Raw genomic sequence first — 14,032 nt, 5'->3', positions numbered from 1 at the left:
AGTTCTGCGGCAAATCAGCGCGAGGGGCTATGGATTGGCCGTCAACTCCATCTCCCGCGCCCGCTGCCACTGCGCCAGGTTCTCGCGACTTACCTGCTGCACCTGCAACGCGATATTCACTGGTTGAGGCGATAGTTCGCCACGCATACTTCGCGCGGCCAATTGCACGGCCTGATAACCAATGGCATGGGCTTGCTGGATCATCAGGCTGTGTACCTCGCCCTTGCTCAGTGCATCAATCAGCAGAGGGTCGGCATCGAAGCCGACATGCAGTAACTCTCCGACCTTGCCGAGCCGCCGCAGCGCTGCCAGTGCGGCGCGTGAGCTGGTGCTGTTGGGGGTAAACACGCCCGCCAGCTGCGGCAAGCGCTCACGCAAGGCATTCACCGCCGCCTGGCTGTCATCGCCGATATAGGTATCCAGCAGGATACTCAGGCCGCCCTGCTCTGCGCCCTGACGAAAACCACGCTCGCGCTCGCTGGTCGAGGGCACACCGGCCTTCAAGCGCAACAGCGCCACCTGGCCCTGGCCACCAAGCGCCGCAGCCAAGGCCTGGCCGGCCTGCACGCCAGCGCGGAAGTTATCGGTGACGACCACACCGCGCACTGCACTACCGGGCAGGTCACGGTCGAAATACACAGTATTGATGCCGCTGCCCGCCAATTGCTGCACACGCGAGGCGATCTCCGGGCCGCTGGGGGCGATAACCAGCGCCTTGCAACCATGCTCCAGCACCCAGTTGATCATCTGCAGCTGGGTTTCCACGCGCCCTTCGTGGCTGGGTCCGCGAAAATGCATATCCAGGCCGTACTCTCTGGCCGCCTGCCGCGCGCCGGCCTCTACTTGCCCCCAGAAGGGCGTAGCCCCCGCCGCCACCACACCGATACAGTCCTTTGCCAACGCCTGAGTGGCCCAACTGGTCAACACAACGAATAGCAGCACATATCTCGACTGGCATCGGCTGTACATCTGCATCACTCCCAAAACCTGGCGACGCCATGCACAGCAGCATGCACAACACCTAACAGCGCTCAGGTGTCACCGTAGAGTTACTGCTATCACTTTAGCATCAGGCGATTAGCCTCGCCGGGCGCTGGGTTACCGATCATCCGCCAGAAAACCGTGCCATACACTTACGCCTCACACTTTTTCACACTCCAAGCGACGGCTGGGCTGGTAGCCGCCGCTAAGGCAGGCGATGATCGCGTCTCTTTCCTGCACCTTGAATGACATGACCGATACCACGCAAAGCACTCAGGCCACGCACAAACCCCGCCCACTGATCGATTTGCTGGTCAGTATCCTGATTCCCTCCCTGATTCTGATGAAACTCAGTGGCGAGAGCCGCCTGGGTGCCGACGGTGCGCTGATGCTGGCGCTGGCCTTCCCGCTGGGCTGGGGCAGCTTCGAGCTGCTCAAGTACCGCAAATTCAACTTTATCGCCCTGCTCGGTCTGGTCAGCGTGCTGCTTACCGGCGGCATCGGCCTGCTCAAACTGGATAACCAGTGGCTGGCGATCAAGGAAGCGGCGATCCCCGGCATCATCGGCATCGCCGTGCTGGTATCGACCCGCACCCGCTTCCCGTTGATCCGCACCATGCTGTTCAACAAGACCGTGCTCAACGTCGACAAGATCCATGAGCGCCTGGAGCAGGCCGGCAACACCGAGCTGTTCGAAACGCGCCTGCTCCGCGCTACTTACTGGCTGAGCGGCACCTTCTTCTTCTCCTCGGCGATGAACTACGTGCTGGCCAAGTGGATCGTGATCAGCCCGGCCGGCAGCGAAGCCTTCAACGCCGAGCTGGGGCGGATGAACCTGCTCAGCTACCCAATGATCGCGATTCCCTCGATGATCATGCTGATGGCCATCTTCTATTACCTGTGGCGCACCATCCACGGTCTTACCGGCCTCAAGCTGGAAGACGTGATGGCCAATGCCGAGCAGGACAAGCAGCCCTAAGCCACTCGGCCCGGCGCGCCACGAATGCTGACGCTCTCCGCCTACCTGGGCCTGTTTATTTCGGCCCTGGGCGCCGCCACCCTGCTGCCGCTGCAATCGGAAAGCGTACTGGTGGCGCTGCTGCTCAGTGGCGCCTACTCGCCCTGGGCCCTGCTGGCGGTGGCCAGTGTCGGCAATATCCTCGGCGCGCTGATCAACTGGCTGCTCGGCCGCTACCTCGAACACTTTCGCCACAAATCCTGGTTCCCGGTCAGCGACGCGCGCCTGCAGCAGGCGCAACGCGGTTATGCCCGTTACGGCCGCTGGTCGCTGCTACTGAGTTGGGTGCCCATCATCGGCGACCCGCTGACCCTGGTGGCCGGAGTAATGCGCGAACGCCTATGGGTGTTCCTGCTGATCGTCAGCCTGGCGAAAACCGCCCGCTATGCTGTATTGGCAGCCCTGACCCTTGGCTGGGGTTGAGTCGCACGCGACAAACGCCGTAACGCCAACAACAAGTCCGAGGTTGAGTAGCGGCCATGCCTCCGTGATACTGCGCAGCCTTCGCACAGGCGTGCGCGGGGACAGTCGCAGTACGAAGGAGTGATCTCAATGGAGCTGCATCCGTGATGAAAAGGAGCGATCTGGTCTGGACCCTCGTGGGGCTCGGCGCCGTGCTGTTGTCGTGTTACTTGCTCTATCACCAAGTTCGCACTATTTCCCTGAATGAAATCGCCGACAGCCTGCGCGCCATTCCGCGCCTGGATTGGCTGCTGGCCGCAGCGGCCACCCTTGGCGCCTATAGCGCCCTGGCCTGGTACGACCGCATCGCCCTGGCGCACCTGGGCAAAAAGATTTCCTGGCGCTTTATCAGCCTGTGTTCCTTCACCACCTATGCGCTGGCCCACAACATCGGCGCCTCAGTGTTCTCAGGCGCCCTGGTGCGTTATCGCGCTTACCGCAGCAAAGGTATGACGCCGCAGGAAATCGGCATCCTGATCGTCTTCTGCTCCTTCACCTTCATCCTCGGCACCCTCCTGGCCAGCGGCTGTGTACTGCTGCTGGAGCCGGACCTGATCCACCGCGTGGCCAAGGTCACGCCGCTGGTCTCCGAGATTATCGGCGGACTCCTGCTGCTATTGGTTGCGCTCTATGTGCTCGGCTCCTGGCGACACTTCAAGCCCTGGCACTGGGGCAAGCTGCATATCGAATACCCGCGCCTGGGGATTGTCGGCCGCCAGCTGCTGGCCGGCCCGCTGGAGCTGGCTTGCGCGGCAGCGATCATCTACTTCGCCCTGCCGGCGGAGCACAACCCAGGCTATCTGGTGGTGTTCGGCGTGTTCCTCGCCTCGTTCTCCCTGGCATTGCTGTCTCACGCCCCTGGCGGCCTGGGTGTGCTGGAAGTGACCTTCCTCGCGGCGATGCCCGAGCTGCCAGCGGCGGACGTTCTCGCCGCGCTGATCGTGTTCCGCTGCTTCTACCTGCTGTTGCCGTTTGCCCTGTCGCTGCTGGTGGTACTGGGGTTCGAATGGACACAGTGGCAGAGCCGCCGCACCACCCCAGACAATCCACCACTCCCCTGAGCCGAACCAACACCGGATAACCGGGGGCAGCATTGCGCCGCACACTCGCATAGAATGCGCGGCCGTTTTTGCGGCCCACCGTCAGACAGCCACTCGCCGGCTGTCGTGACAGGATGCCCAGAAACCTCCCGGTACTTATTCAGGAACAGCGCGCCGCATGACTTTCTCTACACCCGCCCGCGCCTGCGGCATCGACTTCGGCACCTCCAACTCCACCGTCGGCTGGCTGCGCCCCGACGCCGAGACCCTGATTCCCCTGGAAGACGGCAAGATCACCCTGCCCTCGGTGGTGTTCTTCAACCTCGAAGAGCGTCGCCCGGTCTATGGTCGCCTGGCCCTGCAGGAATACCTGGAAGGCTACGAAGGCCGCCTGATGCGCTCGCTGAAGAGCCTCTTGGGCAGCAAGCTGCTGAAAAGCGAAACCACCGTGCTGGGTAGCGCCCTGCCGTTTAAAGACCTGCTCGGTTTTTTTATCGGTGAGCTGAAAAACCGCGCCGAGGCCACTGCCGGCCGTCCCTTTGAAGAAGTGGTGCTGGGCCGCCCAGTGTTCTTCGTCGACGATGACCCGGTGGCCGACCTGGAAGCACAGAACACCCTGGTGGCCGTGGCGCACAAGCTCGGCTTCAAGGACGTGTCGTTCCAGTACGAGCCCATCGCCGCGGCCTTTGACTACGAGTCGGGCATCAGCCGCGAAGAGCTGGTGTTGATCGTCGACATCGGCGGCGGTACCTCGGACTTTTCCCTGGTGCGCCTGGCGCCCGAACGCCGCGCAGTGGCCGACCGGCATAGCGACATCCTCGCCACTGGCGGCGTGCACATCGGCGGTACCGACTTCGACAAGCAACTCTCCCTGGCCGGCGTCATGCCACTGTTTGGCTACGGCAGCCGGATGAAGAGCGATGCGCCGATGCCCACCAGCACGCACCTGAACCTGGCCACCTGGCACACCATCAACGCGGTGTACTCGGCACAGTCGCAGCGCCAGCTGCAGAGCATGCGCTACGACATCGTCGACCCGACCGGCATTGACCGCCTGTTCCAGCTGATCGAGCGCCGTGACGGCCACTGGCTGGCCATGCAGGTGGAGGAAAGCAAAATCGCCCTGACCGAACAGGATGCACGGCCCATCGACCTCAGCCGCCTGGAAGACGGCCTGGTCGCCGAGCTGACCCGCACACTGTTCGAGGATGCCATCGAGCCGCTGCTGGAGCGCGTGCGCGCCAGCGTCACCCAGCTGCTCAGCGATGCCAGCGTTACTGTTGAGCAGGTCGATACAGTGTTCTTTACCGGCGGTTCCAGCGGCATTCCGGCGTTGCGCCAGAGCGTCGCGGCGATGCTGCCCAACGCCCAGCATGTGGAAGGCAATACCTTCGGCAGCATCGGCAGCGGCCTGGCCATCGAGGCTTACAAACGCTACGGCTAAACACTGCAACAGCTCGCGGCTAAAGCCCCTCCCACCTAGTTTGCAGTGATTGTGGGAGGGGCTTCAGCCGCGACAAAACCGCAAACGCCAGAATAAAAAACGCCAGCTCGAAGCTGGCGTTTTTATTGCTGCAGAATCAGCGCGGCACGGCCGGCTTCTTCACCGGCTTCTTGCCTTTGCCTTTGGCGGCATCGGCACGCTCCTTGGCGGCCTGCTGGTTACGCGCCTGCGCGGCGGCCTTGGCCTGCTCACGTTTGTCCCAGGGGTTGCCACCAGCAGCACCGGTATCACGCGGCGGCAAGCCGGTGTGCTGAGTCAACATCGGCTTGCTCTTGCTGGTGTCCTTGGCGACCTTGTGGCTGCCGGCCGGCGTCGAGTTCTTGCGGCGTGCACTCTGGTAGCTGTCGGTAGCCGGCTGATGCAGCGGGATCAGCTGGTTCTTGCCTGGCCCGATCAGATCGGCGCGGCCCATGCGGGTCAGCGCTTCGCGCAGCATCGGCCAGCCTTTCGGGTCGTGATAACGCAGGAAGGCTTTGTGCAGGCGGCGCTGTTCCTCGCTCTTGACGATGGTCACGCCGTCGCTCTTGTAGCTGACCTTGCGCAGCGGGTTCTTGCCCGAGTGGTACATGGCCGTGGCGGTGGCCATCGGCGACGGGTAGAAGGCCTGCACCTGGTCGGCGCGGAAGCCATTGCCCTTGAGCCACAGCGCGAGGTTCATCATGTCTTCGTCGGTGGTGCCTGGGTGCGCGGCGATAAAGTACGGGATCAGGTACTGCTCTTTACCCGCCTCTTTCGAGTACTTCTCGAACATGCGCTTGAACTTGTCGTAGCTGCCAATGCCCGGCTTCATCATCTGATTCAGCGGGCCTTCCTCAGTGTGCTCCGGGGCGATCTTCAGGTAGCCACCGACGTGGTGGGTGACCAGCTCCTTGACGTACTCCGGCGACTCGACCGCCAGGTCGTAACGCAGGCCCGAGGCAATCAGAATCTTCTTCACACCGGGCAAAGCGCGGGCGCTGCGGTACAGCTGAATCAAGGCCGAGTGATCGGTATTCAGGTTCGGGCAGATACCGGGGAACACGCAGGACGGCTTGCGGCACGCGGATTCGATTTCCGGGCTCTTGCAGGCGATGCGGTACATGTTGGCGGTCGGCCCGCCGAGGTCGGAAATCACCCCGGTAAAGCCCGGCACCTTGTCGCGGATTTCTTCGATCTCACGGATGATCGACTCTTCCGAACGGTTCTGGATGATCCGTCCTTCATGCTCGGTGATCGAGCAGAAGGTGCAACCACCAAAGCAGCCACGCATGATGTTCACCGAGAAACGGATCATGTCGTAGGCAGGGATTTTCTCTTTGCCGTACGCCGGGTGAGGGACACGCGCGTAGGGCATGCCGAACACGTAATCCATTTCCTCGGTAGTCATCGGGATGGGTGGCGGATTGAACCACACGTCCACCTCACCGTGCTTCTGCACCAGCGCGCGGGCGTTGCCCGGGTTGGTTTCCAGGTGCAGCACGCGGTTGGCGTGGGCGTACAGCACCGGGTCGTTGCGCACTTTTTCCATGGACGGCAAGCGGATCACCGTCTTGTCGCGGGTCATGCGCGGGCTGGCGAGAATCTGCACAACCTTCGGCTCGTTCGGGTCTTCCTGCGGGCCTTTTTCTTGCTCGATGGCGCAGGCGGCGGTGTCCTGGGTGTTCACATACGGGTTGATGATCTTGTCGATCTTGCCCGGCCGGTCGATACGCGTGGAATCCACCTCGTACCAGCCCTGCGGCGTGTCGCGGCGAATAAACGCGGTGCCGCGCACGTCGGTGATGTCTTCGATCTTGTGGCCGTAGGACAGACGCTGCGCCACTTCAACGATGGCGCGCTCGGCGTTGCCGTACAACAGAATGTCGGCGCTGGCGTCGATCAGGATCGAGTTGCGCACGCGGTCCTGCCAGTAGTCGTAGTGGGCGATGCGGCGCAGCGAGGCTTCGATACCGCCGAGGACGATCGGCACGTTTTTATAGGCTTCTTTGCAGCGCTGGCTGTACACCAGGCTGGCGCGGTCCGGGCGTTTGCCGGCCATGCCGCCTGGGGTGTAGGCGTCGTCGGAGCGGATTTTCTTGTCGGCGGTGTAGCGGTTGATCATCGAATCCATGTTGCCGGCCGCGACGCCGAAGAACAGGTTCGGCTCGCCGAGTTTCATAAAGTCGTCTTTCGACTGCCAGTTCGGCTGGGCAATGATGCCGACGCGAAAGCCCTGCGACTCCAGCAGCCGGCCGATAATCGCCATGCCAAACGAGGGGTGATCCACATACGCGTCACCGGTGACGATGATGATGTCGCAGCTGTCCCAGCCAAGCTGATCCATCTCTTCCCGGCTCATCGGCAGAAAAGGCGCCGGCCCGAAACACTCGGCCCAGTATTTTGGATAATCGAATAACGGCTTGGCGGCTTGCATGGACATGGAAAGTGACCGGCGTAGGCGAACAGGGATGGAAAATCGCGGGCGCGGAATATAGCACAAATTTTAACCAAACCCGACTTAGACGCTAGGTTTAACCGCCGAAATAGCCCTTTGCAGTTGTAGCGTTGCGGTAGTGGCTTACGGCTATACTCCAGCCCACAACATCGGTCGCTGACAGCCGGGGCAAGGGGTAACCGTGGTGCAACGCTTAGCCTTCTCGATCTTCTTCACGCTGAGCCTGGCACTTGCTAGCGGCCTGGCGCACGCAACTATCGAGCTGACAGCAGCCAGCAGCGGCACCTCGCTGAATGAGCAGATCGAACTTCTCGAAGATATCGGCGGGCAACTGAGCATTGCCGATATGGCCGATCCGGCTATTCAGGGCAGCTTCAAGCCAGCCAATGGCCGCGCCAGCGTTGGCCAGAGCCGTAATCCCTGGTGGATCAAGCTCACCCTACAGCGCAGCGCAGACGCCCCCAGCCAGTGGTGGCTGGAAGTCCGTTCCGTCACCCAGCTCGACCTACGCCTGTATCTACCAGAGCAGAACGGCAACTGGCAGGCACGCCAATCCGGCGAGTTGGTCAGCCACCGCGAGGGCCGTGACCACGAATTCCGCCATATGCTGTTCAAACTGCCGGAACTCGATCAGCGCCCCCTGACCCTCTATATGCGCACTTACGACCCTGCCGGCAACTCATTCCCAATGCGTGCCTGGCAGCTGGACGACCTGATCCAAGGGGCCGCAGAAGAGAATCTCGCCCTCGGCGTGGTCTACGGCATCATCGCCGCCCTGCTGCTGTACAACCTGTTTATCTTCTTCAGCCTGCGCGACTCGGCCTACTTCTGGTACGTGCTGACCACCGCTGGCGCCCTGCTGATGATCCTCAGCATGAGCGGTCATGGCTTCCAGTACCTGTGGCCAAACAACCCCGTGCCCTTCTGGCTGGACCGCATCACCCTGCCGTCGCTGTGGGGCTTCTGCGCCTGCCGCTTCACCCAAGTGCTGCTGCAAACCCGTAGTCATGTGCGCTGGGCCCACCATCTGCTGAGCCTGGCCTGCGCCTGCTATGTGATTGCGGTTGCTCTGGAAGGCCTGGGACAACGTCATAGCGCTGCCTGGATCATCGCCCTGCTATCGCTGACCAGCATCCCGGCGGCATTGGGCTCGGCGCTGATCCGCTGGCGCCAGGGCTACTTCCCGGCCTTTCTCTATCTCTGTGGCTACGGCCTGATCCTCGGCAGCATCAGCCTGGCGCTAATGCGCGCCACCGGCCTGGTACAACCAGCCACCTGGAATGCCTATGTATTTCCACTGGCGGTGGCGGCCGAGTCGATTCTGTTTTCTTTCGCTCTGGCGTATCGCATCCAGACGCTCAAACAGGAAAAAGCCAAAGCCCTGGAACAGGCCGACCGCGAAAAAACCGCACGCTTGGCGCAGATGCAGGGCAGCGCCGATGAACTGCAAAGTGCCGTCAAACTGCGCACTGCAGAGCTGGCCCTGGCCAACCAGCAGCTCAGCGAACGCGAGCGCGAGCTACAACACGCCGCCTTCCACGACCCACTGACCGAGCTGCCTAACCGGCGTTTTCTGGTCGAACGCTGTGAAGCGGCGCTGGCCAATGCCCGCCGGCACAGTGAAGCCACCGCCCTGTTGCTGATCGACCTCGATCATTTCAAACCAATCAACGACAAATACGGCCACGACGCTGGCGACCTGATGCTGCAAAGCATCGCCCAGCGCCTGCGCGAGCATGTGCGCTCGGGGGATGCGGTGGCGCGCCTGGGCGGTGATGAGTTTGCCGTGCTGATCTGCGGCGAAGATGCCGAGCAGCATGCCCGCGACATCGCTCGCCGCCTGCTGGACGAGCTGGCCAAGCCGGTGGCCTACGGCGCTGACCGCCTTACCGTAACCATCAGCATCGGCGTGGCACTGTACCCGCGTCACGCCAGTAACTTCACCACGCTATACAAGGCTGCCGATGAAATGCTCTACAAGGTCAAGAGCCGCGGCCGCTCGGGCTCGGCCGTTTGCGGGGAAGATGGTGAGTTGAGCAGCAGCGCCCGCCTGCAGCTGGATGTGCTGAATGTACCCAGTGGTTTGAGCTGATTAGGCGCAAGCCGCGAGCACAGCTCACCGCCCAGTTATCACCAAACCAACGTCGTGCTGGCAACTTCTGTGAACGATCAGGCAGCTGTGCCTATACTCGCGCAAACGCCACTCGACATCGGGAAGTCTGCAGTGCAGCGCCTAACCTTAGCCACCCTCCTCTTGCTGAGCCTGTTTAGCGGCCTGAGTGTTGCCAGCCCGGTAGTGCTGAGCGCGCCAAGCAGCGGCAGCGTGCTCAACGGACAAATCGAACTATTGGAAGATGTCGGCGGCCAGCTGAGCATCGCCGACATGGCCGACCCTGCCGTGCAAAGCCGCTTTCAGCCGGCTGCCGGGCGTACCAGCGTCGGCCAAAGCAGCAACCCCTGGTGGATCAAACTCAGCCTGCAACGCGCCAGTGACGCGCCCAGCCAGTGGTGGCTGGAAGTCGGCGCAGTCACCCTGCTCGACCTGCAAGTCTTTCTGCCCAGCGCCCAGGGCCAATGGCAACTGCGCCAAGCCGGTGAGCGCGTCGGCTTTGCCGCAGGGCGCGACCATGATTACCGCCGCGCGGTATTCCGCCTGCCGCCACTCGGCGAGCAGACGCAAACCCTTTACCTGCGCACCTTTGATCCGGCCGGCAACTCCTTCCCGCTGCGTATCTGGCAGCTGCACGACCTGGAGCAACTGGCCAAGCGCGAGCACCTGGTGCTCGGTCTGATCTACGGGGTGATCCTCGCCCTGCTGCTGTACAACCTGTTTATTCTGCTGGCCCTGCGCGACCCGGCGTACCTCTGGTATGTGCTGACCATGGCCGCGTCCCTGGTGTTTATCGCCAGCATGAGCGGCCATGGCTTCCAATACCTCTGGCCCGATGATCCGGTGCCAGCCTGGCTGGACCGCATTACCCTGCCGATTCTGGTCAGCCTGGGCATCCTGCGCTTTGCCCAGGCGCTGCTGTCCACCCGCACCACCCTGCGCATTGCCCACACCATCCTCAATAGCTGTATCGCGGTTTACCTACTGGCCCTGGCGGTCAATCTGGCCGGTTATCGCAGTGAAACCGGCCTGCTGATCGGGCTGATCCCGATTGTCACCGTGCCCACCCTGCTGCTCAGTGCCGTCATCCGCTGGCGGCAGGGCTTTACCCCGGCGTTGTTCTACCTGCTGGGCTACGGCAGCGTGCTGCTGAGTTTCGTGATTCTGGTGCTGCGCGCCGCCGGCGTGGTGCAGCCGGGCGAGTCCACCGCTTACCTGTTCCCGCTGGCGGTAGCGGCCGAAGCCATCCTGTTCTCCTTCGCCTTGGCCTATCGCATCCAGATTCTCAAGCAGGAGAAAGCCGACGCGATCCTCCAGGCCGACCGAGAAAAAACCGCACGCCTGGCCCAGGCCCAGGCCAATGCCGCCGACCTGCAGCACTCGGTTGAGCTGCGCACCGCAGAACTGGCCGCCACCAATGAACGCCTGCGCCAGCGTGAGCAGGCGCTGCAGCACGCGGCGTTTCACGACCCGCTGACCGAGCTGCCAAACCGCCGCTACCTGGTCGAGCGCTGCGAAACCGCGCTAGCCAACGCCCGTCGGCATAGCGAAGCGATTGCCCTGCTGCTGATCGACCTCGACCACTTCAAACCAATCAACGACAAACACGGCCACGATGCCGGCGACCTTATGCTGCAGCAGATCGCTCTACGCCTGCGTGAACATGTACGCGCCGGAGATACCGTGGCGCGCCTGGGCGGCGATGAGTTTGCCGTACTGGTGTGTGGCGCCGATGCCGAAGAGCACGCCCGGGAAATCGCTAATCGCCTGCTCGCCGAGCTGGCCAAACCGGTGATGTACGGCGCCGAACGGCTGACCGTGACCATCAGCATTGGCGTGGCGCTGTACCCGCAACACGCCGGCACCTTTACCGCGCTGTACAAGGCAGCCGACGAGATGCTCTATCGGGTCAAGACTCGCGGCCGCTCAGGCTCGGCGGTATGCGGCGAAGACGGCGAGCTGAGCAACAGCGCGCGCCTGCACCTGGATGTGCTCAGCGTGCCCAGCGGCCTGCTCTGACTCAGCTGTTGCGGTAGCGCCGCGGCACCCGCGCAGTGACCTTGCTGAGCAGCTCGTAACCAATGGTGCCGGCGGCCTGAGCCACTTCATCCACCGGTAATTGTGCGCCCCACAGTTCGACTGCCTCACCCACGGCGGCATCGGGCAGATCCGTCAGGTCGACAGTCAACATATCCATGGACACCCGCTCAACCAGCACCACTCGCTGACCACGGACGATAACCGGCGTGCCTGCCGGCGCATGGCGCGGGTAACCATCGGCATAACCACAACTCACCGTGCCGATACGCGACGGCCGCTCGGCGCGCCAGGTGCCGCCATAGCCAACCGTTTCCCCCACCGCCACCTCGCGACAGGCAATCAGCTGCGCGGTCAGGCTCATGGCTGGGCGCAGGCCCAGCTCAGCGACGCCCAGATCAGCAATAGGCGTGGCGCCGTAGAGCATGATGCCAGGACGCAGCCAATCCATATGCGCCGCCGGAATGGTCAGAATCGCCGCCGAGTTAGCCAACGAGCGCTGGGCAAAATCCAGATCCAGCAGATCGAGAAACTGTTCCAGCTGCAGTTCGGTGGTTTCACTGCCGCGCTCATCGGCACAGGCAAAATGGCTCAGCAGATTTAGCTCGGCCACCTGCGCAGCGCCCTGCAAACGGTCATACCATTCACGCACGGCAGCGGCGCTAAACCCTAGGCGATGCATGCCGCTGTCCAGCTTCAGCCAGACATTCACCGGCCGCGCCAGACTGGCGGCGAGCAACTGCTGTGCCTGTTGCTCGCTGTGCAGCACCACATCCAGACCCAGCTGCGCGGCGAACTGGTACTCGTCCGCCTCGAAGCAGCCCTCGAGCAATAGAATCCGCGCCTCACCATGCAGCGCGCGCACCTCGGCGGCCTCCTCTAGGCTGGCCACGGCAAAGCCGTCGGCCACATCGTGCAGCGCCGTCACCACCTCACGCACGCCATGCCCATAGGCATTCGCCTTGACCACCGCAAACGCCTGCCGCCCCGGTGCACAGCGCTTGGCCACCGCATAGTTGTGGGCAATGGCAGACAGATCGATGGTGGCAACAAGAGGGCGCATGACAGGGCTCCACGGCAGGCTAAAGCCGAGCATCTTAACCCTCAGCTCTTGGGCTGCAAACGCCAGGTAGCCCAGCACACGCCACACGCCTGCAATGCCGCGGCTAGCAACTCAGATTTAATTGCAGCGAGGCAAAAGCTACTGACAATAAGCTGTCAGTAGCCCTCCCCTAGAGTGGGTTCCACAGGCTAAAACGCGCCGTCAGATACTGCCGTTGCCTGTCGCACCCCAACCTTCAAGGAGAGAGAACATGAATGCGATTAACTGGTTCGAACTATTTGTCAGCAACTTCGAGCGTGCCCGTGGCTTCTATGAACGCGCCCTGGCCACACCGCTGGAGGTCATGGAGGGCATGGGCGGACGCATGGCACTGTTCCCCCACGCGCTGGAAAGCGGTGTCGGTGGCTGCCTGAGCGAGTCTGCCGAGCAACAGAGTGGCATTGGCGGCACCCGCGTCTACCTCAATGTCGAGGGCCAACTGGATGCCGTGGTAAACCGGGTGCCCTCGGCAGGCGGTGTGATTATCCACAGCAAGATGTCCATCGCGCCGCATGGCTTTATCGCTGTGATAAAAGACAGCGAAGGTAATGAAGTGGGCCTGCACAGCATGTCCTAAACCCAGCATTCCGGGCGTGCGTCAGCGCGCCCGGTAATCCAGAGCGAGAACAGCTGAGACAACATGAGACGCGCCGACCGTCTGTTTCAAATCGTGCAGTTCCTGCGCAGCCGTCGCCTGACCACCGCCCAGTGGCTGGCCGAGCGCCTGCAAGTATCGGTGCGCACTATTTATCGCGACATCCAGGACCTCTCACTTTCCGGAGTGCCGCTGGAAGGTGAAGCCGGCGTCGGCTACGTGCTGCGCCAACCGATGGATTTGCCGCCCTTGATGTTCGAGCGCGAGGAGATAGAAGCCTTGCTGGTGGGCGCGCGCATGGTCAAAGCCTGGGCGGACCCACAACTGCAACGGGCGGCGGAATCGGCACTGGCGAAGATCCACAGCGTGCTGCCCAACGAGCTGCGCGATGAGCTCAATCGCAACCAGCTGTTTGCCCCTGAAACCAATCCGTACCCCGTGCACTGGCTCGGCCAGCTGCGCCAAGCCATTCGCCAGCGCCACAAACTGCTGATCAGCTACCGCGATGAACGCGGAGAGACCAGCCAACGCTGCGTCTGGCCGCTGGGGCTGTTCTTCTGGGGGCAAACCTGGACCCTGTGCAGCTGGTGTGAGCTGCGCAACGACTTTCGCAACTTCCGCATCGACCGCGTCGAGCAGCTGCAGGACCGTGCGGAGACCTTTGCAGCGGTGGAGGGCCAACGCCTGGAGGACTACCTCAAGCCCTATCTAGGCGAGCACGCCACCGCACCGCTGTACAAAAGCTAACGCCTGATGAGCGCGGCTTAGAG

The 14,032-nt window shown here is 62.5% G+C and carries 11 protein-coding genes; 8 read left to right on the top strand and 3 right to left on the bottom strand.

Translation table 11 applies throughout. The features are described 5' to 3' along the window. Positions 1 to 27: 27 nt before the first annotated feature. The gene (locus P3C18_RS03985; RefSeq protein WP_275960574.1) at positions 28 to 942 is read right to left on the bottom strand and encodes a substrate-binding domain-containing protein; all 915 of its coding nucleotides are present in this window, start codon (positions 940 to 942) and stop codon (positions 28 to 30) included. 289 nt (positions 943 to 1,231) lie between these two features. On the opposite strand from P3C18_RS03985, the gene P3C18_RS03980 reads away from it, so the two are divergent. From P3C18_RS03980 to P3C18_RS03965, 4 genes are all read left to right on the top strand, one after another. Beyond that, positions 1,232 to 1,960: a VC0807 family protein gene (locus P3C18_RS03980; RefSeq protein WP_275961573.1), complete on the top strand. Its 729-nt coding sequence runs from the start codon at positions 1,232 to 1,234 to the stop codon at positions 1,958 to 1,960. 24 nt (positions 1,961 to 1,984) lie between these two features. Beyond that, positions 1,985 to 2,422: a YqaA family protein gene (locus P3C18_RS03975; RefSeq protein WP_275960573.1), complete on the top strand. Its 438-nt coding sequence runs from the start codon at positions 1,985 to 1,987 to the stop codon at positions 2,420 to 2,422. Between the two features lie 143 nt (positions 2,423 to 2,565). Further along, positions 2,566 to 3,522 carry a YbhN family protein gene (locus tag P3C18_RS03970; RefSeq protein WP_275960572.1) on the top strand — a complete coding sequence of 319 codons (957 nt, stop codon included), beginning with the start codon at positions 2,566 to 2,568 and terminating at the stop codon, positions 3,520 to 3,522. Between the two features lie 157 nt (positions 3,523 to 3,679). Further along, a complete protein-coding gene (locus tag P3C18_RS03965; RefSeq protein ID WP_275960571.1) occupies positions 3,680 to 4,945 on the top strand; it encodes an Hsp70 family protein in 1,266 nt (421 codons plus the stop codon). A gap of 136 nt (positions 4,946 to 5,081) precedes the next feature. Here the strand turns inward: P3C18_RS03965 and P3C18_RS03960 are convergent, their stop codons facing one another. Then, positions 5,082 to 7,397: a YgiQ family radical SAM protein gene (locus tag P3C18_RS03960; protein ID WP_275961572.1), complete on the bottom strand. Its 2,316-nt coding sequence runs from the start codon at positions 7,395 to 7,397 to the stop codon at positions 5,082 to 5,084. Positions 7,398 to 7,599: 202 nt separating this feature from the next. On the opposite strand from P3C18_RS03960, the gene P3C18_RS03955 reads away from it, so the two are divergent. Then, positions 7,600 to 9,510 (top strand): diguanylate cyclase, encoded by a 1,911-nt coding sequence (locus tag P3C18_RS03955; RefSeq protein ID WP_275960570.1) that lies wholly within the window; start codon positions 7,600 to 7,602, stop codon positions 9,508 to 9,510. Positions 9,511 to 9,642: 132 nt separating this feature from the next. Beyond that, positions 9,643 to 11,547 carry a diguanylate cyclase gene (locus P3C18_RS03950; protein ID WP_275960569.1) on the top strand — a complete coding sequence of 635 codons (1,905 nt, stop codon included), beginning with the start codon at positions 9,643 to 9,645 and terminating at the stop codon, positions 11,545 to 11,547. Position 11,548: 1 nt separating this feature from the next. On the opposite strand, the gene alr is transcribed toward P3C18_RS03950, so the two are convergent. Next, positions 11,549 to 12,628, bottom strand: coding sequence for an alanine racemase (gene alr / locus P3C18_RS03945; RefSeq protein ID WP_275960568.1), 1,080 nt, complete (start codon positions 12,626 to 12,628; stop codon positions 11,549 to 11,551). Positions 12,629 to 12,878: 250 nt separating this feature from the next. On the opposite strand from alr, the gene P3C18_RS03940 reads away from it, so the two are divergent. Continuing rightward, complete coding sequence (locus P3C18_RS03940; protein ID WP_275960567.1) at positions 12,879 to 13,244, top strand: VOC family protein; 366 nt, start codon at positions 12,879 to 12,881, stop codon at positions 13,242 to 13,244. 63 nt (positions 13,245 to 13,307) lie between these two features. Continuing rightward, positions 13,308 to 14,009: a YafY family protein gene (locus P3C18_RS03935; protein WP_275960566.1), complete on the top strand. Its 702-nt coding sequence runs from the start codon at positions 13,308 to 13,310 to the stop codon at positions 14,007 to 14,009. The last annotated feature ends 23 nt before the right edge of the window (positions 14,010 to 14,032 follow it).

It is taken from the genome of Pseudomonas sp. 1928-m (assembly GCF_029269135.1).
Classification (GTDB): Bacteria; Pseudomonadota; Gammaproteobacteria; order Pseudomonadales; family Pseudomonadaceae; genus Aquipseudomonas.
This window is presented reverse-complemented; position numbering and strand designations above follow the sequence as displayed.